General features: G+C 71.8%; 24 protein-coding genes. 17 read left to right on the top strand and 7 right to left on the bottom strand.

The features are described 5' to 3' along the window. Positions 1 to 44: 44 nt before the first annotated feature. From ABC271_RS02080 to ABC271_RS02065, 4 genes are read left to right on the top strand one after another with little or no spacing between them, the layout of a single operon-like run. Positions 45 to 1022: an XdhC family protein gene (locus tag ABC271_RS02080; protein ID WP_412923263.1), complete on the top strand. Its 978-nt coding sequence runs from the start codon at positions 45 to 47 to the stop codon at positions 1020 to 1022. Next, positions 1019 to 2317 carry an amidohydrolase family protein gene (locus ABC271_RS02075; RefSeq protein ID WP_412923262.1) on the top strand — a complete coding sequence of 433 codons (1299 nt, stop codon included), beginning with the start codon at positions 1019 to 1021 and terminating at the stop codon, positions 2315 to 2317. The genes ABC271_RS02080 and ABC271_RS02075 overlap by 4 nt, the downstream gene beginning before the upstream one ends. Beyond that, complete coding sequence (locus ABC271_RS02070; protein WP_412923261.1) at positions 2314 to 2949, top strand: helix-turn-helix domain-containing protein; 636 nt, start codon at positions 2314 to 2316, stop codon at positions 2947 to 2949. The genes ABC271_RS02075 and ABC271_RS02070 overlap by 4 nt, the downstream gene beginning before the upstream one ends. After that, positions 2946 to 3893 carry a PDR/VanB family oxidoreductase gene (locus tag ABC271_RS02065; RefSeq protein ID WP_412923260.1) on the top strand — a complete coding sequence of 316 codons (948 nt, stop codon included), beginning with the start codon at positions 2946 to 2948 and terminating at the stop codon, positions 3891 to 3893. Before ABC271_RS02070 ends, ABC271_RS02065 begins: the two co-directional genes overlap by 4 nt. 31 nt (positions 3894 to 3924) lie before the next feature. On the opposite strand, the gene ABC271_RS02060 is transcribed toward ABC271_RS02065, so the two are convergent. Then, complete coding sequence (locus ABC271_RS02060) at positions 3925 to 4935, bottom strand: glycosyltransferase (RefSeq protein ID WP_412923259.1); 1011 nt, start codon at positions 4933 to 4935, stop codon at positions 3925 to 3927. Then, entirely contained in the window at positions 4932 to 6158 is a 1227-nt protein-coding gene (locus ABC271_RS02055; protein ID WP_412923258.1) for a glycosyltransferase family 4 protein, read from the bottom strand. Before ABC271_RS02055 ends, ABC271_RS02060 begins: the two co-directional genes overlap by 4 nt. Before the next feature lie 244 nt (positions 6159 to 6402). Between ABC271_RS02055 and ABC271_RS02050 the strand changes: the two genes are divergently transcribed. The 8 genes from ABC271_RS02050 to ABC271_RS02015 all read left to right on the top strand — a co-directional run bounded on the left by ABC271_RS02050 (position 6403) and on the right by ABC271_RS02015 (position 15588). Next, on the top strand, positions 6403 to 7587 hold the full coding sequence (locus ABC271_RS02050) for a glycosyltransferase family 4 protein (RefSeq protein ID WP_412923257.1): 1185 nt from the start codon (positions 6403 to 6405) through the stop codon (positions 7585 to 7587). Between the two features lie 218 nt (positions 7588 to 7805). Continuing rightward, positions 7806 to 9089, top strand: coding sequence for an amidohydrolase family protein (locus tag ABC271_RS02045; RefSeq protein WP_412923256.1), 1284 nt, complete (start codon positions 7806 to 7808; stop codon positions 9087 to 9089). A 7-nt stretch (positions 9090 to 9096) separates the two neighbouring features. After that, the gene (locus tag ABC271_RS02040) at positions 9097 to 9876 is read left to right on the top strand and encodes an ABC transporter ATP-binding protein (protein WP_412923255.1); all 780 of its coding nucleotides are present in this window, start codon (positions 9097 to 9099) and stop codon (positions 9874 to 9876) included. Next, positions 9873 to 10769: an ABC transporter permease gene (locus tag ABC271_RS02035; protein WP_412923254.1), complete on the top strand. Its 897-nt coding sequence runs from the start codon at positions 9873 to 9875 to the stop codon at positions 10767 to 10769. The genes ABC271_RS02040 and ABC271_RS02035 overlap by 4 nt, the downstream gene beginning before the upstream one ends. A gap of 141 nt (positions 10770 to 10910) precedes the next feature. After that, complete coding sequence (locus ABC271_RS02030) at positions 10911 to 12092, top strand: ABC transporter substrate-binding protein (RefSeq protein ID WP_412923253.1); 1182 nt, start codon at positions 10911 to 10913, stop codon at positions 12090 to 12092. A 186-nt stretch (positions 12093 to 12278) separates the two neighbouring features. Then, complete coding sequence (locus ABC271_RS02025; RefSeq protein WP_412923252.1) at positions 12279 to 13607, top strand: FAD-binding oxidoreductase; 1329 nt, start codon at positions 12279 to 12281, stop codon at positions 13605 to 13607. Beyond that, positions 13604 to 14383, top strand: coding sequence for a creatininase family protein (locus ABC271_RS02020; protein WP_412923251.1), 780 nt, complete (start codon positions 13604 to 13606; stop codon positions 14381 to 14383). Before ABC271_RS02025 ends, ABC271_RS02020 begins: the two co-directional genes overlap by 4 nt. Further along, on the top strand, positions 14380 to 15588 hold the full coding sequence (locus tag ABC271_RS02015; protein ID WP_412923250.1) for an MFS transporter: 1209 nt from the start codon (positions 14380 to 14382) through the stop codon (positions 15586 to 15588). The genes ABC271_RS02020 and ABC271_RS02015 overlap by 4 nt, the downstream gene beginning before the upstream one ends. Positions 15589 to 15774: 186 nt before the next feature. Here ABC271_RS02015 and ABC271_RS02010 read toward each other — a convergent pair whose 3' ends face one another. The 4 genes from ABC271_RS02010 to ABC271_RS01995 form a co-directional block, all read right to left on the bottom strand. Beyond that, positions 15775 to 16563: an alpha/beta fold hydrolase gene (locus ABC271_RS02010; RefSeq protein WP_412923249.1), complete on the bottom strand. Its 789-nt coding sequence runs from the start codon at positions 16561 to 16563 to the stop codon at positions 15775 to 15777. A 62-nt stretch (positions 16564 to 16625) separates the two neighbouring features. Continuing rightward, positions 16626 to 17957 carry a carboxypeptidase-like regulatory domain-containing protein gene (locus tag ABC271_RS02005; RefSeq protein WP_412923248.1) on the bottom strand — a complete coding sequence of 444 codons (1332 nt, stop codon included), beginning with the start codon at positions 17955 to 17957 and terminating at the stop codon, positions 16626 to 16628. 226 nt (positions 17958 to 18183) lie between these two features. After that, positions 18184 to 19560: an amidohydrolase family protein gene (locus tag ABC271_RS02000; protein ID WP_412923247.1), complete on the bottom strand. Its 1377-nt coding sequence runs from the start codon at positions 19558 to 19560 to the stop codon at positions 18184 to 18186. Positions 19561 to 19716: 156 nt separating this feature from the next. Further along, complete coding sequence (locus ABC271_RS01995) at positions 19717 to 20760, bottom strand: alpha/beta hydrolase (protein WP_412923246.1); 1044 nt, start codon at positions 20758 to 20760, stop codon at positions 19717 to 19719. Between the two features lie 229 nt (positions 20761 to 20989). Between ABC271_RS01995 and ABC271_RS01990 the strand changes: the two genes are divergently transcribed. From ABC271_RS01990 to ABC271_RS01980, 3 genes are all read left to right on the top strand, one after another. After that, positions 20990 to 21475, top strand: a complete 486-nt coding sequence (locus ABC271_RS01990) for a pyridoxamine 5'-phosphate oxidase family protein (protein WP_412923245.1) — start codon at positions 20990 to 20992, stop codon at positions 21473 to 21475. A gap of 97 nt (positions 21476 to 21572) precedes the next feature. Next, complete coding sequence (locus ABC271_RS01985) at positions 21573 to 22277, top strand: SDR family NAD(P)-dependent oxidoreductase (RefSeq protein WP_412923244.1); 705 nt, start codon at positions 21573 to 21575, stop codon at positions 22275 to 22277. Between the two features lie 168 nt (positions 22278 to 22445). Continuing rightward, positions 22446 to 23210: a GNAT family N-acetyltransferase gene (locus tag ABC271_RS01980; protein ID WP_412923243.1), complete on the top strand. Its 765-nt coding sequence runs from the start codon at positions 22446 to 22448 to the stop codon at positions 23208 to 23210. Between the two features lie 394 nt (positions 23211 to 23604). On the opposite strand, the gene ABC271_RS01975 is transcribed toward ABC271_RS01980, so the two are convergent. After that, complete coding sequence (locus tag ABC271_RS01975) at positions 23605 to 24627, bottom strand: methylenetetrahydrofolate reductase C-terminal domain-containing protein (RefSeq protein ID WP_412923242.1); 1023 nt, start codon at positions 24625 to 24627, stop codon at positions 23605 to 23607. Between the two features lie 141 nt (positions 24628 to 24768). Between ABC271_RS01975 and ABC271_RS01970 the strand changes: the two genes are divergently transcribed. Further along, on the top strand, positions 24769 to 25383 hold the full coding sequence (locus ABC271_RS01970; RefSeq protein ID WP_412926089.1) for a pyridoxine/pyridoxamine 5'-phosphate oxidase: 615 nt from the start codon (positions 24769 to 24771) through the stop codon (positions 25381 to 25383). Between the two features lie 3 nt (positions 25384 to 25386). Next, a complete protein-coding gene (locus ABC271_RS01965) occupies positions 25387 to 26220 on the top strand; it encodes an FAD binding domain-containing protein (RefSeq protein WP_412923241.1) in 834 nt (277 codons plus the stop codon). The last annotated feature ends 16 nt before the right edge of the window (positions 26221 to 26236 follow it).

The following is a 26236-nucleotide window of genomic DNA, read 5'->3' as shown; positions in this document are numbered from 1 at the left end:
ACAGCGTAGCGTGCGTGAAACACGGCGGGGATACGGTCGCCAGCATGCTCGAACTGGCCGCCGATCTGCTGCCCCTGATCGAACGCGGGGTACCCGTCGCGGCCGTCACGGTGACTCGTGTCGTGCGGAGCGCTCCGCGCGGCGTGGGCGCGACCCTCGCGGTGACGTCCGACGCGCGCGTCATCGGCTCGCTCTCGGGCGGCTGCGTCGAAGGCGACGCCGTGATGCTCGGACTGGACGCGCTCCGCTCGGGCGAGGTCCGTCGCGGGAGCTTCGGTTTCACCGGCCCGGACGACGCGATCGTCACCGCGGGACTCGCGTGCGGCGGGGCGATCGAGGTGGTGGCCTACCCGATCGACGGCGACGACACCCGGGTGCGCGATGCCCTCGTGGCGGCCGCGGCCGGCCGCGAGAGCGCGATCGATCTCGACCTGACGGACGAGACGGTGCTGGAGCTGCACCGACCGTCGCGCCCCCGGCTCGTCGTCCTCGGCGCGGGTGAGCACGCGGCGGCCCTGTGCCGCGTGGGGGCGGCAGCGGGTTTCGCCGTGACGGTGTGCGACGCCTGGGCGCTGATGGTGACGCGCGACCGATTCCCCGAGGCATCCGAACTGGTCGTCGCCGCGCCGCACGACTACCTCGCTTCGCTGGAATCGCCGGACGAGCGCACCGCGGTATGCGTCCTGACGCACGACGAACGCCTCGACATCCCGGCCATCCGCACGGCACTGCGACTTCCCGTGGGCTTCGTCGGCGCCATGGGATCGCGGGCGACCGTCGCGCGGCGGGCCGCGCTGCTCACGCAGGCGGGAGTGACGGATGCCGAGCTCGGGCGGCTGCGTTCCCCCCTGGGCCTCGATCTCGGCGCGGAGACGCCCGAAGAAACGGCACTGTCGGTCATCGCCGAGATCGTCGCGGCACGCCGCCGCGCGAGCGCCCTGCCCCTGAGCTCGACGGACGGCCCCCTGCACGCCGGCGCCGCGCCCGGCTGCGCGGTCCCGACGCCGGTGATGGCGCGATGACGGCGCTCGTCATCCGCGACGCGGTCGCGGTCGTCGAAGCCGAGGGCCGGGTCCGCGCGGGCGATGTCGTGAGCGTCGACGGGATCATCATGGACACCCCGGCGCCCGCGGGCGCGACGGTCGTGGATGCGAGCGGCTGCGTCGTGACTCCCGGTCTCGTCAACGCCCACCACCACCTCCTGCAGACGGCGTTCCGGACTCTGCCCGGAACCCGCGGCATCCCGATGCGCGAATGGCTGCCCGCGATGGCGAGCGCGTACGCCGCGGCGGGTGTCGACCCCGAGCTGACCGGGATCGCGGCGAGCGCGGGGCTCGCGGAGGCGCTGCTCAGCGGAGTCACGACGGTCGCCGACCATCACCTCACGTGGCCGTCGGGGGCCGACACGGTCGGGATTGCCCGCGCCGCCGCGGATGCCGCCGCCCAGGTCGGTGCGCGGCTGGCGTTCGTGCGCGGTGCCGCGCGGGACGACCCGGAGGAAGCCGCACTGTCGGCCGAGGCGATCGCCGCCGCGCTCGTGGACGGGCGCCCGGCCGGTGTGAGCGCGGACGGGATGCTGCAAGTGGCTGTCGGCCCCGCCGGAGTCCACAGCGACTCCCGCGAGACGTTCGCGCTGCTCGGCGAGGTCGCTGAGCGCCGGGGGCTCCGTCGCCGCACGCAGGCGAACGAGGTCGTGGACGTCGAGATCGCGCTCTCGACCTACGGCCGGCGTCCGATCGACCTGCTCGAGGACTGGGGCTGGCTCGCGCCCGACGTGACCCTCGCCCACCTGTGCGGCGTCACCGACGAAGAGATCGCCCGGCTCGCCGCCGCCGGTGTGACCGCGACCCACGCGCCGGGATGCGACGTACCGATGGGATGGGGCGTCGCTCCGGTGGCGAAGCTTCGGGATGCCGGCATCCCGGTGGGGCTCGGCACGAGCGGCGGCGGCAGCAACGACGCCGGACACCTCCTCGCGGACGCCCGTCTCGCGATGCAGGTCTCCGCCCTCGTGGGCCCCCAGCTCGCGGCATCCACGGTCCTGTCGATGGCGACCGCGGGATCGGCCGACGGCCTCGGGCGCCCCGAGCTGGGGAGGCTCACGCCGGGGTCGGCCGCCGACCTCTGCCTGTGGGACGTCTCGGGCGTCGCGGATGCCGGCGTCGCCGATCGCGTGGCGGGATTGCTGTGGGCATCTCCCGGCCGCCGTCCGCGCGCGGTCGTCGCCGCCGGGCGCCTCGTCGTGGAGGATGGACGGCTCACAACCGCCGACGAAGCCGAGATCACCGCGCGACTGTTCGAGAGGGTGGGACGATGACCACCATGGCTCCCGCGATCCCCGCCGATGATCCCGCCACCGGCTCCACCGGCGACGAACGTCTCGGGGCGCACCTGCGCGGTCTGCGCAAAGCGCGCGGGTTGACGCTGACCCAGCTGGCCGAGGCGGCGGCGCTCTCGCATCCGTTCCTGAGCCAACTCGAGCGCGGTCTGGCCCGCCCGAGCATGGCGAGCCTGGAGAGGCTGGCGCGCGCCCTGGGCACGAGCCGCGTCGAGCTCATCGCCGCCTCCGAACCGCCGCGTCCCGACGAAAGCGCGCACCCCACGTTCGTGCGCGCCGACGAGGGGCTCGTCGGACCCTATGCCGAAGGCAGCGCCCGGATGCTCGCCGAGGGTCCGCGTCGCTTCGAGCCGATGGAGTTCACCGGCGCGAACCCCGAACCCGGCGACCACTACGTGCACGAGGAGGACGAGTTCCTCACCGTGCTGGAGGGCTCGATCGTGATCTCGCTCGGGCCGTTCGGCGAGACGACCCTGTCCGTCGGCGACTCGGTCTACTGTCGGTCCGGCACACCGCACCGGTGGCACTCGCCCGGCGGTGCGCCCTACCGCCTGCTGATCGTGAAGGAACTGGTGCACGGCGCCCCCGACCCCGGCGAAGGAGAAGCATGAGCGGCGGTCTGACGTTCGAGGTGACCGTCCGCGAGCGCCGGGAGGCGGCGGACGGCGTCGTCGTGCTCGACCTCGAGCGGCCGGGTGGAGTACTGCCGCACTGGTCGCCGGGCGCGCACATCGACGTCGTGCTCCCCGGTGGGGTGGAGCGCCAGTACTCGCTGTGCGGCTCGCCGAGCGAACGGGGCACGTGGCGCATCGGCGTGCTCCGCGAGCGCGAAGGATCGGTGTGGCTGCACGAAAACGCCCACCCGGGCACCGCGCTGCGCGTGCGCGGCCCCGCGAACCACTTCCTCTTCGCTCCGACCGCGGGGCGCTCGTACGTCTTCGTCGCCGGGGGCATCGGCATCACCCCGATCGTTCCGATGATCGAGGCCGCCGAGACCGCGGGGGCCGCGTGGACGCTGCTCTACACCGGCCGCTCGCGGAGCACGATGGCGTTCGTCGACGAGCTCGTCGAGCGCTACGGCGACCGTGTGGAGGTGTTCGCCGCGGACGAGGGCCGACGTCTCGACCTCGACGCACGCCTCGGCACTCCCGTCTCGCGGGCGGTCGTCTACGCGTGCGGCCCCGCGCGCCTCCTGGAGGCCCTGGATGCCACGATGTCGGGGTGGCCGCGCGGCAGCCTCCACGTCGAGCGGTTCGAGGCGAAGGTCCTAGGGCCGCCGGTGTGGTCGGAGCCTTTCGAGGTCGACCTCATGATGTCGGGGCTGACGGTGACCGTGCCGCCGGAGAAGTCGATCCTCGAGGTCGTCGAGGAGTACGGCGCCGTGGTCCCGTCGAGCTGCCGCGTCGGCACGTGCGGAACGTGCGAAGTGCCCGTGATCGACGGGGACGTCGAGCACCGCGACTCAGTGCTGTCACCGGAGGAGCAGGAGGCGAACCGCACGATGATGCTGTGCGTCTCGCGGGCGGCGTGCCCGCGCATCACGATCGAGCTTTAGGCGGCTCACCCAGCAGCTCACCCGTCTGCGGTCAGATCTCCACCTGACGCCCGAGACGGCCGGCCACAGCGTCGCCGACCGCCCGACGGATGATCGGCAGCTTCGACCATCGGCGCGTCACGATGGCACACCCGGCACAGAGCGCGAAGAACAGCGCCGCGTTCCCCGCACGCGGAATGCTCCACCGTCGCCCCGTCCCCAGTTCGCGATGCAGACGGTTGCGGAGGAAGTAGTACAGCAACGCCGGGCTCGTCGACAGGAACATCGCCCGCACCTCGAAGCCCGGCGGCATCCATCGTTCCCCGCGGGGGTCGACGACGACGGCATCGCGGACGTGGCCGATGCGACCCCCGCGCGCGACGATCCGGGAGGTGTACTCGAGGTCGTCGCCGTACAGCACGAAATCGGCGCGCGGCAGGCCGAGGGCTCGCAGGACCTCGGCTCGGGCCAGCAGCCCACCGTAGGGTGCGTAAGCGAGGTCGGTCCCCCGGGACCGGGCGCGCGGGCGACGCACGCCGAGGCGCTCGAGAAGGCGGCGGGCGTACAGACCCGCCTCGACGCCGGCGAACGAGATCGCCTCGCGCGGGCTCTCGCGCGCGGTCTCGGTCGCGACGACGTGGGCGATGGTCCGCGCGTCGGCCTCCGGCGCGCGGAGCGGTGCCGCGGCGGTCAGAGCGACCCCCTCGTCTCGCAGAGCGCGGTCGGCGGCGAGCAACCGGTCGAGCGCTCCCGGTTGCGCCAGATTGTCGTCGTCGAGGAGCCACACGTACTCCGTGTCCGCGTCGCACGCGCCGGCGATCGCGGCGGCGAAAGCCGGGGCCGACCCCTCGTTCCGCGGCATCCGCTTCACCGTGATCCGTCCCCCGCTCTGCGCCGCGGCGGCGTCCAGAGCGGCCGCGGCTGCGGGGACGGAGCCGTTGTCGACGATGAGCACCGTGTCCACACCCTCCTCCACCATGCGGGCGACGACCGCGAGGCACGACGCGTGCCGCGCACCGTAGGTGACCGTCGCGCCGGCGACGGTCGGGCGGGATCCGGTCACGGTGTGCCTCCTCGATAGATGGCGGCCAGGGAACGTCGGAAGGCGCTCCCGGAGAACTCGTCCGCGACGGCGTCGCGGTATCGCAGGGCCTCGCGGCGCGCGGCGTCCGGATCGGCGAGGGCCCGAACGATGCCCGAGGCGAGCCCGCGGGCATCGTCGGCGACCGCGAAGGCGCGGATGCGGTCGTCGACGATCCCCTCGACGCCGACACCCGTCGCGACCACCGGGATGCCGCGCAGCATCGCCTCGACCGTCTTGAACTTCACGCCGGCACCGGCCCGCAGGGGCACGAGCACCACGTCGGCGGCGGCGTACGCCGTGTCGAGCGAGTCCAGACGACCCGTGACGACGAACGACTCCGGACGCGCGGCGGCCACTCGACGCATCTCGGCGGTCGGACGCGCCCCGGCGAAGACGAAGCGCGCGTCGGGCTGCACCGCGAGCACCCGCGGGGCGATGTCGGCCATGGCCCAGAGCGCCGCCTCGGAATTGACCGACCGGTCGAACGCGCCCACGAACAACACGGTGGGAGCCGGATCCCCCTCGCGCATCGACACCTCGACGCCGTCGGCCAGCGGTGGACGGACGACGATCGCCCGCGCCGCCGACCCGGCGATCCGGCGGACGAACGCGGCATCCTTCGCACTGAACGAGACGACGGCGTCGGCGTGGCGATAGACAGACCGCTCGTCACGGCCCACGCTGGCCCGACGCCACCGGGCGAGGAGTCCCCGAGGACTCCACACCGCGCCGGCCGCGGCGAGGAAGCGTTCATAGCTCTGCGACACGACGTCGTGAGCGACCACGATGTGGCGCGCCCCACCCACCGGGCGGCGGCGGAGGCCGAACCACCCGCTCTCGCTCCACTGGTACTCGACGATGTCCGCGGCGGACAGTGCCGTCTGCGCCGCCGCGCTGAGACGGAGCGCGCGGCGACGCCGTGCGACCGGGCGGACCGGGAAGAGCCGTCGCTCCTGACGCTCGACGACCTCGACGAATCGACGCGCTCGAGCCGATCGCGGCCGATCGACGGGCACGAGGACGACGGCGATGCCCTCATCGAGCGATTCGGCCGCGGCCCGATTCTCCGGCCCATCGAACGACACGACCGTCACAGCGTGCCCCAGTTCCCGTAGCACCCGGAGGTGGCGGAGCAGGTACTGGCCACCCGCGTGGGGGATGCCGTCATACGGCACGCTCGGCGACAGACTCACGATCCGCATGCACCCTCCCCTGCGTACCGCGCGGCCGGCACAGGGAATCAGCATGCCGAGGCCCCGACAGCGCCCCGTCGACGCCCGGATCCGTCGGCACCGGGTGAGGTGATCGCAGCGGAATCACGAGGGAGCGCATGAACACCGGGCCCGCTCGCACGCGTACGGGGACGAAGACGCTTCGCGGGCTCGAGGCCGCACGTACTGTGTGTGCGGCAGCGATCCGGGCCGGGCGGGAGGAGGGCAGATCGTCATGAAGATCACCCATCTCCACAGCACGTTCGCCCTCCCCTGGGGCGGGGCGGAGGCTTACCTCTTCGCCCTCGCCGCGGAGCAGTGGGAACGCGGCCACGATGTGGAGATCGTGACGGCCGTCGCGGACGGCGAGAGTATCGCCCGGGCGGCCGCCGCCGGCATCCGCGTCACGATTCGCCCGACCTGGCGCCCGTACGCACCCGACCGACGAGGCTCCTCCCCCCTCGCCCGCGTGGTCTTCCACGGCCTCGACCTCGTTCATGCCGTCAGACGTCCCCGGGCCTACCGTCACGTGCAGGACGGCCGCGACGTCATTCACATCCACCGTTTCCAGGGCGTGGGCGCCAGCGTGCTCCGCGCCCACCGCGCACCCGTCGTGCACACCGCCCACGACTTCTGCCTCGTCGACACGGCATCCACCACTCTTCGCGATGGCGTCCTGCCCCCGCGACTCGAGGTCGCCCAGCGCCTGCGGGCGCGCATCGTCGCCCGTTCCGCTCGCAAGGCGACCGTGATCGTCTTCCCCAGCGAGCGCACCCGGCTCCGTCACGCGGAGCTCGGCTTCGGCGCCGGCGGGGCGATCGGTCGCGTCGTGCCGCACGGCTGGCCGACGCCTCCCCTGTCCGCCGACGAGATCGAGATGCCGCCGCGCCCCCTGTTCGTGTTCCTCGGCAGGCTGCAGGAGTCGAAGGGCGTCGACCTCCTGCTGCGCGCGTGGAACGAGGCGCAGCTCGATGCCGACCTGGTCATCGCGGGCGACGGGCCCGAGCGCGCGACCGTCCAGGCGGCGGTGGGTGACCGGGTGCGGTACGTCGGCTGGGTCGACGCCGAGGCCAAGAGCGCCTTGATCCGCTCGTCGACCGCCCTCGTCTTCCCCTCGTTGTGGCCCGAGACCTTCGGCCTCGTCATCGCGGAGAGCCTCCTGCTCGGTCGCCCCGTCGTCGCGACTCCCCCGGCTGCCGGGGAACTGGTCACCGACGGTCGCAACGGGGTCGTGTCGACGGATGCCACGCCCTCAACGCTGGCCGAGGCTCTGCGTCGCATCGCGAACGACCCCGTCCTCCGGGAGACGGTCACCTCCGGCGCTGCGGCGAGCGCGGTCGAACTCGACTTCCATCAGCACGTCGATCGCATCGAGGCGATCTACCGCGAAGCGCGCGACCTGTTCGACGCCGCGAGCTGAGCCCCGGCATCTCTCCTTCCCCGTGGGGCGGCGTGCCGCGGCACGCCCTGCCGCGGCAGGTTTGTCACGAGGGTCACGAGCGGGAAATACGGCGGAAACGACCGGTTCCTAGCATCGGAAACAACCCAGATGTTGGTCACACCAACACTGGACCGCCGCTCCCGACGGCTCCCGCCTCGACGCCGCGGCATCCCTTCCCTCATTCTCCGGAGGTCCTCGTGTCCGCCGCTCCACCCCTTTCGATCAGCGAGATCCGCAACGCGCGCCTGGCCTCCGGCGCGCTCGTGGACATCGCGATCGACGGCGACACGGTCGTCGCGGTGGTTCCCGCGGGGACCCCGCTTCCCGAGACCGCGGGCGAGATCCTCGACCTGACCGGTTACGTGGTCACGGCCGCGGGCGCGGAGCCGCACGCGCACCTCGACAAGTCGCAGTCGTGGGATGCCATCCAGCCCCCGTTCGGCGATCTCGTCCGGGCGATCGAGAGCTGGCAGGCGTTCGCCCTGACGCTCGACGAGGACGAGACGCTCGACCGGGCTCGCTCCACGGCCCTGCGCATGCTGGCATCCGGAATCACCGCCGTACGCACTCACGTCGACCTGCTCCGCGGCGACGACGCCCTGATCGGCGCCCGCGCCCTCGTGCGGCTGCGCGAAGAGCTCCGCGGCCTGATGGACATCGAGCTCGTCGCCCTCGGCGGCCCGACCGTGCCCGACGCGGTGTTCGACGCCGCCCTCGATGCGGGCATCGACCTCGTCGGCGGCGCGCCGCACCTCGCGGACGACCCGCTCGCCGACCTCGACCGCCTCATCGCGATCGCTCGGCGCCGCGACGTCGGCCTCGACCTGCACACCGACGAGAGCCTCGCCGGGGCGGACACGCTCGCCGCGTACGCGCGGGCCGTCACCGGCTGGCACCGCACGCGTGCGGCGGGCCACTGCGTCCGGCTGAGCATGATGCCGACGGAAGACCTCGCAGCCTTGGCCGACGAGGTGCGCGCCGCCGACATCGGCATCATCGCCCTGCCCATCACCAACCTCTACCTCCAGGGCTGGGATGCCGACCACGCGGTGCCCCGCGGAATCGCGCCGATCGGCCGACTCAAGGCCGCCGGCGTGCGCGTCGCGGCGGGAGCCGACAACGTCCGCGACCCGTTCAACCCCGTGGGCCGTTGCGACCACCTCGAGACCGCGTCCCTCCTCGTCGCCGCGGGGCACCTCGCCCCCGAAGACGCGGTGGATGCCGTCACCACCGGTGCGCGCGACGTCATGGGCCTCCCGTTCGCGGGTCCGGTCCCCGGTGCCCGCGCCGACCTGGTCGCCGTCCGCGCCGACTCGCTCGGCGACGCGGTCGCCTTCGCCTCCGCCGACCGCGTCGTCCTGTACCGCGGGCGCGTCGTCAGCCGCACGACGGTGTCGACGCAGACGGCGCTCCCTTCCCACACACCCCTCGCCGACGCACCCGCACCGGCGCTTCCGACCCTCGTCCCGACCGGAAAGTGAGCGTTTCGTGACCCTCGCCTCCCCCACACCGGCAGCCACGCTCGCGGACCCCGCCGCGCCGCTGCTGGACTTCCGGAACGTCGCCATGACGTTCCCCAACGGCACCACCGCCCTCTCGGGGGTCGACCTCGTCGTCCAGCGCGGCGAGTTCGTCAGCGTCGTCGGCCCGTCCGGCTGCGGCAAGTCGACCCTGCTGCGCATCGCGTCCGGGCTCGAGTCCGCCAGCGAAGGAGACGCGACGGTCAACACCGACCGCATCGGCTACGTCTTCCAGGACGCGACGCTCCTGCCCTGGCGGGACGTGCAGTCGAATGTCGAACTCCTCGCCGAGCTCAACTGGCAGCCCAAGCGGGTGCGCACCCCGAAGGCCAAATGGGCCATCGATCTCGTCGGCCTCAACGGCTTCGAGAAGCACCTGCCCAAGCAGATGTCGGGCGGCATGAAGATGCGCGCTTCGCTCGCCCGTTCGCTCACGCTCGACCCCGAACTGTTCCTGTTCGACGAGCCGTTCGGCGCCCTCGACGAGATCACCCGCGAACGCCTGAACGACGAGCTCCTCAAGATCTTCGTCGAGCAGAAGTTCGGCGGACTCTTCATCACCCACTCGGTCTCCGAAGCGGTCTACCTCTCCACCAAGGTCGTCGTGATGTCCGGTCGCCCCGGCCACCTCGTCGACACGTTCGAAGTCCCCTTCGACATGCCGCGCGACCCCGAGATCCGCTACACGGGCGAGTTCGCCAAGCTCGTCGGCGAGGTCTCCCACGCCCTCCGGGAAGGACACTCATGAGCACCACCTCTGCAGAGCCGGTCGTCTCCGAGGCGTCCGAGCCCACGGCATCCACCCCGGCCCCGTCGGGCGACGCGGGCCCCAAGGCTCCGCCGCGCGGTCGCGGCCCGGTCGCCCGCGCGCTGATCATGGCGGGCCCGCCGCTCGGCGTCCTCGCCGTGCTCGTGGGCGTCTGGTACCTCATCGCGGGCCTCCTCACCGCCACCGGCAAGGGCTTCCTCCTGCCGATGCCGCACGAGATGTTCACGAAGGGCTTCTTCAACCCGCAGGTCAGCGTCGACATCTGGGTGGCGCTGTTCCGCACCACGGGTGTCGCCCTGACCGGTCTCGCGGTCGCCATGATCCTCGGCATCGGCTGGGCCATCGCGATGTCGCTGGCCCGCTGGGTCGAGCGCAGCACCTACGCCTACGCGGTGATCCTGCAGTGCATCCCGATCCTCGCGCTCGTGCCGCTGGTCGGCTTCTGGTTCGGGTACGAGTTCACCGCCCGCGTCATCGTCTGCATCCTGATCGCCCTGTTCCCGATGGTCTCGAACACCCTGTTCGGCCTGCAGTCGGTGGACAAGTCGCAGCGGGAGCTGTTCCGCCTCCAGAAGGCGAACAAGTGGACGGTGCTCACCAAGCTCACCCTCCCCGCCGCACTCCCGTCGATCTTCGTCGGCATGCGCACCTCGGCAGGCCTCTCGGTCATCGGCGCGATCGTCGGCGACTACTTCTTCCGCCGCGGCGAACCGGGCATCGGCTCGCTCATCTCCAACTACCAGTCGCGCCTGCAGAGCGCCGAGCTGTTCGCCTCGATCCTCGCGGCGTGCCTTCTCGGCGTGGTCATCTTCGCCTTCTTCGGCTGGCTGTCGAAGGTCGCCGTCGGCCGCTGGTACGAAGCAGCGCGCTGATCACGCGGGCATCACCCGCACCGCACAGACCCCGGATGCCACGGCACCGCGCCCTCGGGCGTGCCCGCGGGCGTGGCATCCGACCCCTCCTGCACCACCTCCGTACCCGAGAGTTCCACCCGTCACAGAAAGCGAAACAGCATGAAGCGCAGCACCCTCGTCCGCGGTACCGCCGTCACCGGCGCGTTCGCGATCGCCCTCACGCTCACCTCGTGCGCCGGCAGCGCCGCGGATCAGGCGGCACCGAGCAGCAGCGACATGACGATCGGCTCGGTCGACCTGTCGGCCGACTGCCCCGCGACCATCGTCGTCCAGACCGACTGGAACCCGGAGGCCGAGCACGGCCACCTCTACGAGATGATCAAGGACGACTACACGGTCGACGCCAACACCAAGGCCGTCATCGGCCCGCTGATGTCGGACGGCGAGTACACCGGAGTGAACCTCGAGATCCGCGCCGGCGGCCCCGCCATCGGCTTCCAGACCGTGTCGGCCCAGATGTACCAGGACGACGCGATCACCCTCGGCTACGTCAGCACCGACGAGGCGATCCAGCTCTCGAGCACCACGCCCACCAAGGCCGTCATGGCGCCGCTGGACATCAGCCCGACCATGGTCATGTGGGACCCCGAGACCTACCCCGACGTGAAGACGATCGAGGACGTCAAGCCCGCGCTCGAGGCGAACAAGGGCGTCTGGCGCTTCTTCGACGGCTCGGCGTACATCGAGTACCTCAAGAGCGCCGGGCTCGCCAGCGCCGACATCCTCGACGGCTCGTACGACGGCACCCCGTCGAACTTCGTCGCCGCCGGCGGCAAGGACATGCAGCAGGGCTTCGCCTCGGCTGAGCCGTACGTCTACCAGAACGAGGTCTCGGCCTGGGGCAAGCCGGTGAAGTTCGCCCTGATCCACGACTCCGGATGGCAGACCTACCAGTCCTCGATGTCCGTGAAGGCCGCGGACTTCGACGAGCTCTCGCCCTGCCTCACGAAGCTCGTCCCCGTCCTGCAGAAGGCCGGCGTCGCGTACTACGAGGACCCGAAGGCCGCGAACGACCTGATCCTCAAGCTCGTCGAGGAGTACAACACCGGTTGGACCTACACGCAGGGCGTGGCGGACTACTCGGTCAAGACGCAGGTCGACCTCGGCCTCGTCGGCGACGGCCCCGACTCGACCTACGGCAACTTCGACGACGCCCGCTTCGCGGACTTCTTCGAGAAGGCGAGCAAGGTCTACACCGACCTGGGCACCCCGCCCGCGTCCGGCTACACCCCCGCCGACCTGTACACGAACGAGTTCATCGACACCTCGATCTCGTTCTGATCGATCCGGCCCGGTCCGCTTCGCGCGGGCCGGGCCGGCCCCCTCTCCCCCCTCCGGGTTTCGGTTCGCCGAGACTTCATCCCGCCGACAACCCCCGCGCAGCCTGCGCCACCGTCGTCAGTCCGATGAAGTCTCGGGGATCGGACACCGGAACATCACCCACCCGCGTCACCCGGAGACACCCCCATGAGCGACACCGCCACCCGCGTCCTCTCCCTCGAGGACGACCTTCTCGAGCTGCTCGGCCCCGCGGCCGTCAGCACCGAACCGCGCGTGCGCGAGCGCGCCAGCGTCGACGGGTCGCCGATGTCTCCGATCATCGCCGCCAAGCTCCCCCTCGGCCTCGCCGACCTCGTCGTGTTCCCCACGGATGCCGAGCAGATCGCGATCGCGGTCGCCGCGGCCGCACGGCACGGCGTGCCCGTCACCGTCCGAGGAAAGGGCACCGGCAACTACGGCCAGGCCATCCCGATGCAGGGCGGCCTCGTCGTCGACACCACCCGCGCCAAGGCCATCATCGAGGTCGGGGACGGCTTCATCACCGCCGAGGCAGGGACCCCCATGGTGCTCCTGGAGCAGGCCGCGTGGGCCGCCGGCCAGGCGCTGTGGATGTACCCCTCGACCGCGCAGTCGACGCTCGGCGGCTTCCTCTCCGGCGGCTCCGGCGGCACCGGCTCCATCGAGCACGGCTCCAACGACCGCGGCTTCGTCGCCGCGCTCGACGTCGTGCACGCCGACGGCAGCGCCGACATCATCCACGTCGAGGGCGACGAAGCCCAGAAGTACGTGCACAACTACGGCACGGCCGGCGTCATCGTCCGCGCCACCGTTCGACTCGAGCCGCTACGCGAGTGGCGCGGTCTGTGGGCCAGCTTCCCCGACTTCGCCGGCACGCTCTCGGTGCTGCAGACCATCGGCAACCTCGACCCCACGCCGCGCCTGGTGTCGGGCGACGGACCCGAGATCTCGGCGGCCCTCCCCGCCGACGAGGCGATCCCCGAGGGCCGGTCGAGCCTGCGGGCCATCATCGACGCGTCGCTCATCGACACCGTCACGGCGATCGTCGAGGGAGCGGGTGGCCGCGTGGAGGCCGTGCGCGAGGGGCCGCAGGCCAGCATCCGCCTGTCGATGCTCAGCTACAACCACCCGATCGAGTGGTACCAGAAGAGCCAGCCGCACGAGGTGTTCCACCTCGAGGTCGCGGGCACTCCGCTGGCGGAGGACGTGGACGCCGTCGAGGCGGTGTTCCCCGGCGCGAAGCTCCACATCGAGTCGACCAAGCTCCACCCGATCGGGATGCTCGCCGCGCCCTACGTCAGTGAGGAGGACGTGTACCGCGGTATCGCCGATCTCAACGCGATCGGCGTGGGCGTGCACAACCCGCACCAGTGGAACGTCGACTTCAACGTCGAGCAGACCGCCGAGCTCGCCAAGAGCACCGACCCGAACGGGCTGCTGAATCCCGGCAAGCTCGACCCGGCGTACGCCGGTGCACGGAAGGGGGCGATCCGATGAGCCGCCTGCTCGCGGAGCTCAGCGGTCCCGCCGCGGCAGAGGCCCTCACCGAGAAATCGATCATCGTCCTGCCGACGGGAGCCATCGAGCACCACGGCCCCCACCTGCCCCTGGCGACGGATGCCATCGTGGCCGAGGCCTCCGCCACGGCCGCCGTTGCGCGCGCCGCCGCCCAGGGCCTCGACGTCTGGCAGCTGCCGACGCTGTCGATCACGAAGTCGGACGAGCACTCGTGGGCACCGGGCACGCTGTGGCTCACGCCCGAGACCATGATGCAGACGATCGTCGACATCGGCCGCTCCCTGCTCACCACGCGCGCGCGTACGCTCGTGTTCCTGAACGGTCACGGCGGCAATGTCGCGCTGCTCAACGTCGCGAACCGCGAGCTGCGCCGACGCTTCGGCCTGCGCACGTTCTTCATGCCGGCCGCGCGTGTGCCCTCGTTCACGGGCACCGACGGCGGCCCGGACGAGCACGGCACCGGCATCCACGCCGGGCACGGCGAGACGAGCATGATCATGCACCTGCGGCCCGAGCTCGTGGACGCGTCGAAATTCGAAGCGACCGTGCCCGCGCACATCGGCGACTTCCGGCACATCGGCTTCAATGGCAAGCCCGTGACCTTCGGCTGGCTCTCGAACGACTTCGGCCCCACCGGGGTGCTCGGCGACCCGACGGGCGCGAACGCCGCGCACGGCGCCGAGCTGTTCGAGGACAGCGTGTCGTTCGTCGTCGAGGCGCTCGAGGAGATCAGCCGATTCGACTACACCGCGTGAGCGTCGCGGCCGAGGCCACGGGCATCCGCGCGTACGCGCAGGTGCTGCGCCTCCCCGGCGCGCGGTCGTTCGTCGCCGCCGGGGTCCTGGCCCGCTTCCCGCGGGCCACGCTGTCGCTCGGCATCATCCTGCTCGTCTCGTCGGCGACCGGCAGCTTCGCCTCGGCGGGGATCGTCGTCGCACCGCTCGTCGTCGGCATGGCGGTGGCCGCTCCGCTGTGGTCATCGCGCATGGACCGCCACGGCCAGGCCCGCGTCATCCTCATCTCGCTCGGATGCCTCGTGCTCGCGGCATCCGCTCTGCTCGCCCTCGTGCTGACGGATGCGCCGTTCTGGACGTGGCTCGTGGGCGCGTTCGCGACCGGGGCGGCAACGCCCGACCTGACCTCGGCCGTGCGTGCACGGTGGACGGTGCTCGCACCGGAGTCGCAGCGGACTCACGCCCTCGCGCTGGAGACGATCGGCGACCAGATGGTCTTCATCTCCGGACCGCCCGCCATCACCGCGGTGGCCGCCGCGCTCAACCCGGCGCTCGCGATGCTCGGGTCGCTCACGCTCGGCGTGATCGGCGGGGTGTGGCTGGCATCGCAGCGCGGCACACAACCGACGGCGACCGGCGCGACCGGCCGCGCGCGGTTCGTGCTTCCCCCCGCCGGGGTCGTGCCCGTCGCTCTCGCGTGCATCGCGCTGGGCGGCGTGTTCGGGGCGTTCGACGTCACGCTGGTCGGATGGGCCGAGGTCGGCGGACGTCCGTGGCTCGCGGGCCCCGCGTTCAGCGCGCTGGCGCTCGCGATCGCGGTGGGGTCGGTGATCACCGGGGCGCGGGCGTGGAGGGTGTCGCCGATCACCCGCTTCATCGGGTTCGCCGCCGCGGCGGCGGTCGCTGCGCTCGCGCTACCCCTCACGCAGGGGCTGACCCCGGTGCTATTCCTCGCGATCCTGCTCCTCGGACTGCTGCTGTCGCCCGTGATGATCTCGGGGATCCTCGTGGCATCCGCCCGCGCCCCCGAAGGACGCGTGACCGAGACGCTCGCCTACCCGACCGCGGCCATGTCGCTCGGCGTCCCCATCGGCGGCGTGATCGCCGGATCGGCCCTGGATGCCACGGGCCCCGCGACCGCGCTCGTCACCATCGCCGTGGCCCTGGCGTGCACCGCGGTGGTCGCGGCCGCGGGTGAAGGGGTGCTGCGAGCGGTGCGGCGCTGACGCGGGTGGTGCGGCGCTGACGCGGGTTGGGCGGCGGGGCTGCGTCGCGGGTACGCCGAGACTTCATCGCGCCGACGAGCTCCTTGCAGGCTGCGCGGATGTTGCCGGCGGAATGGAGTGTCGCGAAACTGGATGCGGGACTGGACGGGGTGCGGAGGCACGAGGTCGAGGAGCGCGACGGGGAGGCTACAGCGACGCGGCGAGGTGCCGCAGCACCGACACGTGCCCGTCGCTGGGGTGAAGCTCGAGTGACGCGTTCGGCAGACCCGCGGCGAGTAGCCGCGCGTGTCGGGGCGGGATCACGCGGTCTCGTTCTCCGTGGACGAGCAGAACGGATGCCGCGACGTCGGTCAGCGCGAACCCCCACGGCCGGACGAATGCGAGGTCGTCGTCGATGAGGCCGTCGTCACCGTACGCGGCGGACGCCCCGACGTCGGCCCCGAGCGATGCCCACTCCCCTTGCAGCGCCGCGTAGTCGGCATCCACGAAGGAATCCGGATCGAACTCGTCGGTCTCGGCGAACCGACGGCGCGCGTCCTCCCCAGTCACCGCCGCGCGGATCGCCTGCGGCGCCTGCATCCCGGCGAACCAGTCGTCGCTGCCGTCGAACGGCGCGGGAGACGCGAACGTCACGACACGGCGGACGAGCCCGGGCATCGCGGCCGCGCACGCGAGCGCGTGTGGGCCGCCGCCCGAAGCCCCGACCGAGACGACGGATGCCACGCCGAGCGCCTCGAGTACAGGGCGCAGCCCCGCGGCGACATCGGCTACGGTCCGGCCCGGAATGCGCGGCGAGAACGCGTACGCGGGGCGCGCGACGGACACGACGGCGAGTCCGCGGGCGTCGGCAGCCGCCTGCACCGGCGGGAGGATCGCTCCCGTCTGCGGCGATCCGTGGTGCCACAGCAGCACGTCGCGTCCGGAGAGATCGTCGTGGGACGTGTGGACGTCGAGGCCCGCGATGGTCGTGCGCATCCGCCCAGGTTCAGACTCTCGAAGTCAGGTGGCGGAGTGGCCCGGCAGGCAGCCTTCTGCCTCTACTTCTTCGCCAAGGTCACGTTGACCCAGTTTCGCTGTTCAGACGCGGCAAGGGTGAGGTCGCCGCCGGTCGCATGACTCGTGCCGGTGCTCCACCACTGCGTCTTGATCGGCACCGTCGTCGACGAAAAGCGGACGCGATACGTTCCAGCCCGAAGGCCGTCGATGTAGAAACCTGTGTTCGCTTGAACGGTGGCTGAGGCAACGACATCACGCGAGTTCGTGCTGGAGAAGACGTCTACCTTGATCTGCCCAGCCGGTAGCGTTACTCCCGCCGGCATGATCACCCGACCTCTGATCGAAGAGTACTTCGTCATGACGACGTTCAGGTCCGACCTGACCTCCTGAGGGGCGAGCGTGACCGCCGTCCGAGAGCCGGAATCGCTACCTGACCACCACGCCGCAAACACTCGAGGGTTGTTCGTGACAAACCGAACCCAGTAGCTCCCGGGAGTCAGGTACGGCGCCGTCCACTTCCCGTCAGCCTGCACGACCTCTTCGCGGATCACTTTCCCCGACGAGGGAATGATGATCTGTGCCCGGGTGGGATTATTGGCGAGCGACATCTCCCCGGGCAAAGTGACTTTGCCTCCAGCTGTGGCGAGGGGAGAGGCGGCCATCGTGATGTCGATTCCGGCCGTCACATGGCCGCTCCCACTCACGGCTGTCACCGTCGCCCCCTCGGCGTAGGTGCTGCCTCCTCCCCACCATTGATCGACGACCGGCAGCCCTCCTCTGGCGAGAAACAGCAACTTGTAGTCACCCGGCGCGAGGTCGAGTCGATAGTCGAAAATGTTCGGGATCGAGGTTGTTGACGTGCGATATCCGGCGCCGCCACGCTCGACGGGGTAGGCCCGGATCTCGATGTAGCCGGCTGGATATTCTTTCCGCAACGAAGACGGCACTGAGATGTGCCCTGTGATGATCCCCTTTGCGGGGGCCGCCGCGACCCTCGCTCCTGAGCCGTCCGACACGGGCGCCGAGGGGATGCCGGCAGACGCGGTGGGCGTCGGCGACGGAGAAACATCGGAAGATGACGTCGGAGAATTCGTCGGGACCGGTGCGGCGGTGTTCGAGGCCGCAGGCACGGGAGTCGGCGCCGTAGCAGCCGGCGTCGCTGGAGCGAGTGTCGGCGCCGCCGAAGCGGAGGGACTCGGGGTCGTGGTCGGCGTCGGCGTCGGCGTCGCTTTAGCCGACGCCGAAATCGTCGGAATGGGCGTCGGCTCGGCCGCCTGTGCCTCTGCGTGCGCCGGCACGCTGAGACCCACCGCGACCACCACTGCTATGGCGGTCACTGCCAGCCGCGTGCGACCTAGTTTGACTTTCGACATGGAGCCCCATCTCCGGCGCGTGGCCGGCGACACGTACTCTCGAGTCAGCCTTCCCGCGTTGTTTCTGTATATCAGTTCCCGCGCCTGTTTCCGGCCGGACTGTCCCCTCAGGTCCTGCCCGGGGCGAGAACTTCATTTCGCCGAAATGTCGTGCGCGGGCCGCGCGGGAGAAGTCGCCGCGATGAGGTCTCGCGGTCGGAGAAACCCCCGTCATGGCGCAGCGCTGCTACAGGATGACGCCGAACTCGTCCGCCAGCGCGGGGAGCTGCGTGTGCAGCACCTCGGATGCCTCGGCCGCGAGCGGGTTCGTCGAGACGCCGTTCTCGTTCACGAGCTCGCCGCCGACGTACACCTGCTTCAGGTTGCGCAGGCCGCACGCGAGCACGTAGCTGCGCACGGGGTTCCAAAGCGGTCCGACGTCGGGGAGCCGCGGGTCGACCACCACGAAGTCGGCGAACTTGCCCACCTCGAGGCTGCCGACTCGGTCGTCGACGCCCAAGATCTCGGCGCCACCGAGGGTGTGCAGACGCAGCACGCGCTCGGGCATCATCGACAGCGGGTCGTGGGTGCGGGCGCGCTGCATGAACATGCCCATCCGCATGTTCTGCCACGGGTCGGCGACGTCGGTGCAGGCCTGGTCGTCGAGGCCCATGCCGACCTTCATGCCGAGGTCGAGCATCTCGGGCACACGGGCGATCCCCGACGCCAGACGCCCGTTGGATGCCGGCTGCCACGACATCGCGGCACCGCCGGCGGCGGCATCCGCGATGATCTCGGGCGTCGTCTGGATGAAGTGCCCGAACATCATGCCCGGCCGCAGCGCGCCGGCGTTCTTGTACAGCTGGAACTTCGTCTGCTGGTGCTCGATCGCCTCGTACGTCTCGAGGAAGTGCGCCTGGTTGGTTACGCCGAAGCGGTCCATGACCGCGACCTCGATCTCGGCGGCATCCGGCCGCGTCGACCACTGCACCTGCCCCATGATCGAGGCGCCGAGCGCGATGTCGGGATTCATCGCGAGGACGTGATCCAGGGATGCCTCGAACCGGGCGAAGATCTCGTCGTCGGTGCCGACGGTGGCATCGAGCGCGATGGAGTCGACGAAGCGGAGGCCCGCGTCGTGGCATCCGTCGGCCTGTCGCGTGTGCCACGCGTGGTCGCGCAGGACACCGCCGCCGTCGGCGCGCTTGCCCTCGACCATGGGCTCCCACGGCAAGAGGGGGTCGGTGAAGTTGTACGCGGTGGTCACGCCGTTGGCGAGGAAGTCGAGCGAACCGTGCAGCGTCGCCCAGTAGATCTGGTCGGGAGAGGCGTTGTTGAGGACGCTGAACATCGAGGTGCACCAGCCGTAGAGCGTCTGATCGACGCCGAGTCCACGGGAGCCGCTCGTGAACAGGTGGCTGTGCGAGGAGACGAATCCGGGAGCGACGAACTTGCCGTCCACGTCGAGGATCTCGTCGGCGGTGACTCCCGGATCGGGGTCGCCGGCGCCGATCGCGGCGATGCGTCCGTCCTCGACGAGCATGTACCCGCGCTCGATGTAGCCGGGGTCGTCGGTGCCCGCGGGGACCGTGATGAGCCGTGCGTTCGTGACCAGAAGCGACATGTTGATGACGGTAACAATCGCGTGTTTCCGCGGTGTTCCGAGCGTGCGGCGGGGCGTTTGCGGGGCTTCCTCGTCCCACTTCTGACGGAGCATGTCCCACTTATGGTCGGTTGGGAGCCGCCCAGGCAACCATAAGTGGGACGAGGTTCGAGCGACTCAGGCGAACGCGGCGCGCACCGCCGGCGCGACGGCGGCGAGCACGGCGTCGCGCGCGGGCGTCGACGGGAACACCAGGAACAGGTGCGGCACACCCTCGCGGCGCACGAACTCGACGGGGGTTCCGGATGCCGCCAACCGCCCGGCGTACTCCTCGGCCTCGTCGGAGAGCGGGTCGACGCCCGCCGCGATGATCACCGCCGGAGCCGAACCGGCGAGGTCGGGGGCGCGCAGCGGCGCGGCCTCGACGGGCACCGGGGCCGTGGCATCCGTCACCGCCGTGGCGGCCGGGTGCGCCCCATCCCTCGCCGCGTCGACCGCCCCGGCGGCCGGGTGCGCACCGCCCGCCGCCCCCGCGCCGCCGAGATACAGCCCCCAGTACCACTGCATCCCCTTCGCGGTGAGGGGCAGGTTCTCGGTGTGGGCGCGGTAGCTGGGGCGGTCGGGGTCGGGAGCGTCGAGCACGGGGCAGAGCAGCACCTGCACACGGATGCCGGGAGCGCGGCCCTCGCGCGAGCGGAGGGCGAGCGCGGCCGCGAGGTTCCCGCCCGCGCTGTGTCCGGCGACACCCAGCAGCTCGCGGTCGGGCACGAGCCCGCCGGCCCCGTCCGCGGCGAACCGCAGGGCGCGGTCGAGGTCGTCGAGTCCGGCCGGGAAGGGATGCTCGGGCGCGAGCCGGTAGTCGACGCTCAGCACCTGGGCGCCGGTGGCCACGGCGAGCGCGCGACACAGGGCGTCGTTGTTGTCGAGGTCGCCGGCGACCCATCCGCCGCCGTGGGCGAACACGAGCGTTCCGCGGTGCCCGGCGCGCGGCCGGTACATCCGCAGCGCGAGGCCGTCGGCATCCGTGTCGATCGACTCGACGTGCGCGTCGTCGGGCAGCCGCACCCACGACGGGTTCGCGCGCAGCTCGGCGATCCGCGCAGCGTCGTCGCCGTCGGCATCCGTGGCTCCCGAGGGGATCGTGCCCGCCCGGGCTGCGAGCCGCGCGAGGTGCGCGCGCACGTCGGGGTCGGTGATCGCGGGGTGCACGCTGTCGGTCACGGTTCTCCTCGGGTGGGTGGGGTCGGGTGCGGATGCGGGCCTCGAGTGTCCAGGACACGCGGATGCCACGCGACACGGTCCGCGGGTCTCGGACACCAAGCACCCGAAGGAACCGCCCGGCACGCCGCCACTGCCACCGTACGGGCGCGAGGACCTCGCCCGGTCGAGCGCCCAGCAAGCGTTACGGCGCGGAAACACGCGCGTCGCCCGTACCACCGACGATGGCCGCATGACCTCTCCCGAGCGGCGCGCGGCGGCGATCCTGCGCGCGCAGCACTTCGTCGTGATCGGTACCGCGGACGCCGACGGACCCTGGACGGCCGCGGCGCAGTACCGACTCCTCCCCCGCGGCCTGTACGTCGAGTCGGACGTCTCGTCGCGGCACGCCCGCGCGATCGCGGCGTCGGGGGTGGCATCCGGGGTCGTGTTCGACTCGTCGGCCGCGCCCGCCGACGCCGACGGGGTGCAGCTGGAGTTCGCGGCGCGGGAGGTGGATGCCGAGGCCTCGGCGATCCGCGACATCCTCGCCGCACGCCTCCCCCGCGACGCCGGCGACGACGACCCGGCCGCCGTGCTCGCCGTGCCGGCGAAGCGTCTTTACGTGCTCGAGGTCACGCGGGCGTTCGTGTTCGATCGCGACGCGTGGCGCTCGCGCGGCACCGACGCCCGGCTCGAGGTCGACGTCGCCGCCGTGTGGGCGCTGCTCGCGGGCTGAGCCCCGTTACGCCGCGGAAACACGCGCGTCGCGAGCGCGTTCCGGCCGGCGCGTACGGTGACGCCGAGGGGGCTCGACACCGTGTGAAGGGAGAACCATGTCGCAACGCGTCATCGTGACAGGAGGTTCCGGCGGCATCGGCGCCGCGATCGTGGAGCGCTTCGCCGCCGACGGCGCTCGAGTCGCCGTCCTCGACCGGCGCGCACCCGCCGGGGGATCGGCATCCTTCTTCCCGGTCGATCTGCTCGACCCTCTCGATACGCGGCGCGCGGTGGGCGAAGCGATCGAGGGGCTCGGCGGCGTCGACGTGCTCGTGAACTGCGCCGGCATCTTCCAGCACGCGTCCCTGCTCGACATCACCGTGGACGACTGGGATCGCGTCCTCGACATCAACGCCCGCGCGACCCTCGTCACGATGCAAGCGGTCGCGCCCGTCATGCTCGAGGCGCGGTCAGGCTCGATCGTCAACATCGCGAGCATGGCCGCGAAGCACGGCGGCGGCGGCGAAGGACATTACGCCGCGTCGAAGGCCGCGGTCGTGGCGCTCACGCGCGCGGGTGCGCAGGAGTGGGGATGCCATGGCGTCACCGTCAACGCCGTCTGCCCGGGGTACGTGCTCACCGACATGGGCGCCGACACGCGGTCCGAGGAGGACATCGCGGCGTGGAGCGCGAAATCGCCGCTGGGTCGTCTCGGCATCCCGGAAGACGTCGCGGGGGTGACGCACTTCCTCGCCTCCCCCGCCGGCGGTTACCTGACCGGCCAGGCGATCAACGTCACCGGCGGCATGATCATGCACTGAGGCCGGAGGGCGGCGGGCGAAACTCCGGAAGAAACGAGCTGCATCGCTGGAACGAGGGGCATCCACACCGTCATCCGGCAGTTTCTCCGGAGTTCGGCCCGCCGAGAACCGGGAATGGCCCGCCCAGCCCGACGTTGCATACCGGGTACCCCGCTCGGAATGGATGCCATGACCTCAGCCGACCTCGCCCCCACCGCCTCGACCCCCGACGACCCCGGCCGCGCCGAAGACGCGACGGCAGCGACGCACGACCCCGCCGCCGTGCTCGACAACGCCGCGTGGCATTCGCTCGCCGGGCCGCACGCCCGCTTCGCCATCGGTGGCGACCTCGTGCGCCGCTACCCCGAGGACGTGGCCCCGTTCGTCGCCGTGCGCACATGGGACGACCCCGACGTGTGGGATGCCATGCGCGAGCTCGTCGGCGCCGGTGCCGAGGTCGGCCTCTCGGGGTACGAGGGCGATCTTCCCGCGGGGTGGGAGTTCCTCGGCGGCGGCGAGGGCGTTCAGCTCGTCGAAACACCCGCTTTGCGGGCACGCCCCGACGACGAGGCGATCGAGCTCGACGCCGACGACGCGGCCGAGATGATGGCGATCGTCGAGCGGAACCAGCCCGGCCCCTTCCGGCCCCGCACCCACGAGCTCGGCCGGTACATCGGCATCCGTCGCGGAGGTCGCCTGGTGGCGATGGCGGGCGAGCGCCTGCACCCGACCGGCTGGACCGAGATCAGCGCCGTCGCCGTCGACGCGGACCACCGCCGGCAGGGCCTGGCCTCGCGTCTCGTGCTCGATGTCGCCTTCCATATCCAGCAGCGCGGCGACCGCGCCATGATGCACGCGGCCGCGAGCAATGTCGGCGCGATCGCCGCCTACGAACGCCTCGGGTTCACTCTCCGCCGGATCAACCGCTTCGCCGCGGCGCGCACGCCCGCCTGACGCGCCGGCACGATGCGACGCCCCGCGCGTCGCGCCCCGGGCGTCGCGCCTTGCGCGTCGCGCCCCGCCCCGCGCCTTCGGTCGCGCCAAAACGCACCACCCACGCCTCAGTCGCGCCACTTGGCACGACGCCACGCACCAACGCCCCACCCCGCGCCTTCCGTCGCGGCAAAACGCACCACCCACGCTTCGGTCGCGCCACTTGGCACGACGCCACACACCAACGCCCCACCCCGCGCCTTCGGTCGCGCCAAAACGCACCACCCAAGCCTCAGTCGCGCCACTTGGCACGACGCCACACACCAACGCCCCACCCCGCGCCTTCGGTCGCGGCAAAACGCACCACCCACGCCTCAGTCGCGCCACTTGGCACGACCCAACGCCCCCCCGCGCCTCACCGCAGCCGCCGCGCCACCTCGGCCTGGGCCTCGGCGAAGGCCTCCTCGCCGCCGTCGCGACCGCCCGAGAGATTGACGCCGACGACGCCCGGGAGCGCCAGCATCTCCTCGGCGAGCGCGACCGCCAGCGCGATGCCCTCCGCCCGCGGGTCCCGCGCCGACCGCACGCGCTCGAGGAACCCATCTGGGAGCACGAGCGTCGTGAACGACTCGAGCACGTCGGCCGAGGCATGGTCGACCACCACCGGCACGCACGGAATGAACTGCACCGGGGCGGCCACGGAGTCGATGAACCTCCGCACCGGTTCCGCTCCCCCGGCGTGGTTCACGAAGCAGACGTCGGCGCCGGCGCGCAGCTTCTCGCGCAGGCGCGCCGCGCGACGCTCCACGGGCGGAGCGGACGGCGACGCCGCGACCGACACGACATGCCCCGCCGCGCGGGCGAGGGCCGTCGCCTCGGTCGAGTCGAGGTCGAACACGGGGGCGGCGTCGGGCCGATGCCCCGTGCGGGTGTGGTCGCCGGTGACGCAGTGCACCCCGGCCACCCCCTCGACCGCCAGGGCCGCCAGCTCTCCCTCGATCGCCACGCGGTTGCGGTCCCGCATGTTCAGCCCCGTCCAGACCCGCAGCCCCGCGCGCTGCAGCAGGTACGCGCGGTAGGCCGGGGGGAACTGGACCCGCGCCGAACCCGCGTCACCGGCGAGGACGGCATCCACCTCTCCCCCCAGGATCGCGGCGCAGGCGTCGATGGATGCCACGCTCAGCGCCCGCGCGGGCAGGTCGGCCACGACCCACGGGCGCGTGCCGAGCGAGGCCAGGGTCTCTTCCGCGGCGACGGTGCGCGCGCCCGGGGTCGGTGCCGAGACCCGGTCGACGCCGGTCCACGGCACGGTCGCGCGAGGGAGGAATGCGCACGCGTGCTCGGCGTCGATCTCGCACGAGCCGTCGAAGCCGACTCCGCCGCACGGACCGTACTCCATGCGCTTCGGACACGCGTCGATCAGGGGGAGAACTTCCACGGGACGCCTCCGTTCCGAGGCTCCGCGGCCTCACGCCCGGAGTGTACGGATCGCGTGTTTCCGCGAATGTTCATGGCGGCAACATCACCGAAACGCGCGGTCCCTACGCTCGGCGGTGACACGTACAACCCGGAGGTGGCGATGATCACGGCAGGCACCACGTTCGGTTCCGACCTCGACGAGACCGACGCCCTCGTCGGCGACCCGCTCGCGCTCATGGCGCAGTGGCTGCCCGAGCACGAGAGCGAGCTGCGGCCGCTCGCCGCTCTCTCGACGATCGGTCGGGACGGCCTGCCGTCGCTCCGCCACGTCCTCGTGAGCGACCGGGATGCCACGGGCCTGTACTTCCACACCGACGCCGCCAGCGCCAAGGTCGCGGAGATCGCGGCGAACCCCGTCGCGGCGATGGCGGTCGCGTGGCCCGAGGTCGGCCGTCAGCTCGTGGTGCGCGGAATCGTCGAGCGCGTGAGCGCGCCCGAGGCGGCCGCGGTCTACGCCCAGCGGTCCCGGTACCTGCAGCTGCTGGCCTGGATGAACACGCTCGACAACGCCCAGCTCCCCGCCGACGAGCGTCGACGGGTGTGGGCCGACTTCGATGCGGCGCACCCCGTCCTGGATCCGCCGCAGCGCTGGGTCGGCTTCCGCCTGCGCCCCCTCACCCTGACGTTCTGGCGCGGCGATCCCGCCGGGCAGAGCACGCGCCAGCACTACCGCCTCACCGACGGAACGTGGTCGGGCGAGATCCTGGCGGGCTGACGCGTGGACATCACCACCGTCACGTCGTACCGCGCCGCGCGCACCCGCGAGGATCTGACGCTCGCGCCCGGCGAGGTCGTGATGGCCGGCGGCACGTGGCTCATGAGCGAGCCGCAGCCGCGCACCACCGGCTTCGTCGACCTCACGACCCTCGGGTGGGCCGACGTCGAGATCACCGAGACGGGTCTGCGCATCGGCGCGACCTGCACGATCGCCCGGCTTCTCGCGTGGGTCGAGCGCGAAGCGCCCGCCGAGTGGACGTCGCTCGCGCTCGCGCGGCCCTCCGCCGAGGCGCTCCTGGCGTCGTTCAAGATCTGGAACACCGCCACCGTCGGCGGGAACGTCTGCCAAGCGTTCGCGGCCGGGGCGATGATCGCTTTCCTCTCGACCCTGGATGCCACGGCCGAGGTGTGGACGCCCGACGGCGGCGAGCGCCGGATCGCGGTGGCCGACCTCGTCATCGACAACGCCGCGACGTCGCTCGCGCCGGGTGAGGTGCTGCGGGCGCTCGAGATCCCGCGCGCGGTGCTCAGCTCGCACGTGGGGCTGCAGAAGATCGCCCTGGCCGAGCTCGGGCGCTCCGGCGCCGTCGTCACCGCACGCCTCGACCCGGACGGATCGTCCGTGTTCGTCGTCACGGCGGCGGTGCGCCGACCCCGTGTGCTGCGGTTCGCCCGCGTGCCGGGGGCAGGAGAGTTGCGGGATGCCGTGGCATCCGCGACCGATTTCTACACCGATCCGCTCGGGAGCGCCGATTGGCGGCGCGGGGTGAGCGTCGTGCTCGCCGAGCGGCTGCGCGCGGGATTCGCCCGCGCTTCGCACGAGGGCGCCGCGTGAGGGCGCAGGCCGGTGG

Origin of the sequence: Microbacterium canaveralium (assembly GCF_047238045.1) — a bacterium.
Taxonomy (GTDB): Bacteria; Actinomycetota; Actinomycetes; order Actinomycetales; family Microbacteriaceae; genus Microbacterium.
Note: the sequence above shows the minus strand (reverse complement) of the source record. Positions and strands in the feature narration are given on the sequence as shown.

Coding starts and splice junctions, on each gene's coding strand:
- ABC271_RS02080 (WP_412923263.1), top strand. CDS start 45: ATGCTCGAACTGGCCGCCGATCTGCTGCCCCTGATCGAACGCGGGGTA.
- ABC271_RS02075 (WP_412923262.1), top strand. CDS start 1,019: ATGACGGCGCTCGTCATCCGCGACGCGGTCGCGGTCGTCGAAGCCGAG.
- ABC271_RS02070 (WP_412923261.1), top strand. CDS start 2,314: ATGACCACCATGGCTCCCGCGATCCCCGCCGATGATCCCGCCACCGGC.
- ABC271_RS02065 (WP_412923260.1), top strand. CDS start 2,946: ATGAGCGGCGGTCTGACGTTCGAGGTGACCGTCCGCGAGCGCCGGGAG.
- ABC271_RS02055 (WP_412923258.1), bottom strand. CDS start 6,158: ATGCGGATCGTGAGTCTGTCGCCGAGCGTGCCGTATGACGGCATCCCC.
- ABC271_RS02050 (WP_412923257.1), top strand. CDS start 6,403: ATGAAGATCACCCATCTCCACAGCACGTTCGCCCTCCCCTGGGGCGGG.
- ABC271_RS02035 (WP_412923254.1), top strand. CDS start 9,873: ATGAGCACCACCTCTGCAGAGCCGGTCGTCTCCGAGGCGTCCGAGCCC.
- ABC271_RS02030 (WP_412923253.1), top strand. CDS start 10,911: ATGAAGCGCAGCACCCTCGTCCGCGGTACCGCCGTCACCGGCGCGTTC.
- ABC271_RS02025 (WP_412923252.1), top strand. CDS start 12,279: ATGAGCGACACCGCCACCCGCGTCCTCTCCCTCGAGGACGACCTTCTC.
- ABC271_RS02020 (WP_412923251.1), top strand. CDS start 13,604: ATGAGCCGCCTGCTCGCGGAGCTCAGCGGTCCCGCCGCGGCAGAGGCC.
- ABC271_RS02010 (WP_412923249.1), bottom strand. CDS start 16,563: ATGCGCACGACCATCGCGGGCCTCGACGTCCACACGTCCCACGACGAT.
- ABC271_RS02005 (WP_412923248.1), bottom strand. CDS start 17,957: ATGTCGAAAGTCAAACTAGGTCGCACGCGGCTGGCAGTGACCGCCATA.
- ABC271_RS02000 (WP_412923247.1), bottom strand. CDS start 19,560: ATGTCGCTTCTGGTCACGAACGCACGGCTCATCACGGTCCCCGCGGGC.
- ABC271_RS01990 (WP_412923245.1), top strand. CDS start 20,990: ATGACCTCTCCCGAGCGGCGCGCGGCGGCGATCCTGCGCGCGCAGCAC.
- ABC271_RS01985 (WP_412923244.1), top strand. CDS start 21,573: ATGTCGCAACGCGTCATCGTGACAGGAGGTTCCGGCGGCATCGGCGCC.
- ABC271_RS01980 (WP_412923243.1), top strand. CDS start 22,446: ATGACCTCAGCCGACCTCGCCCCCACCGCCTCGACCCCCGACGACCCC.
- ABC271_RS01970 (WP_412926089.1), top strand. CDS start 24,769: ATGATCACGGCAGGCACCACGTTCGGTTCCGACCTCGACGAGACCGAC.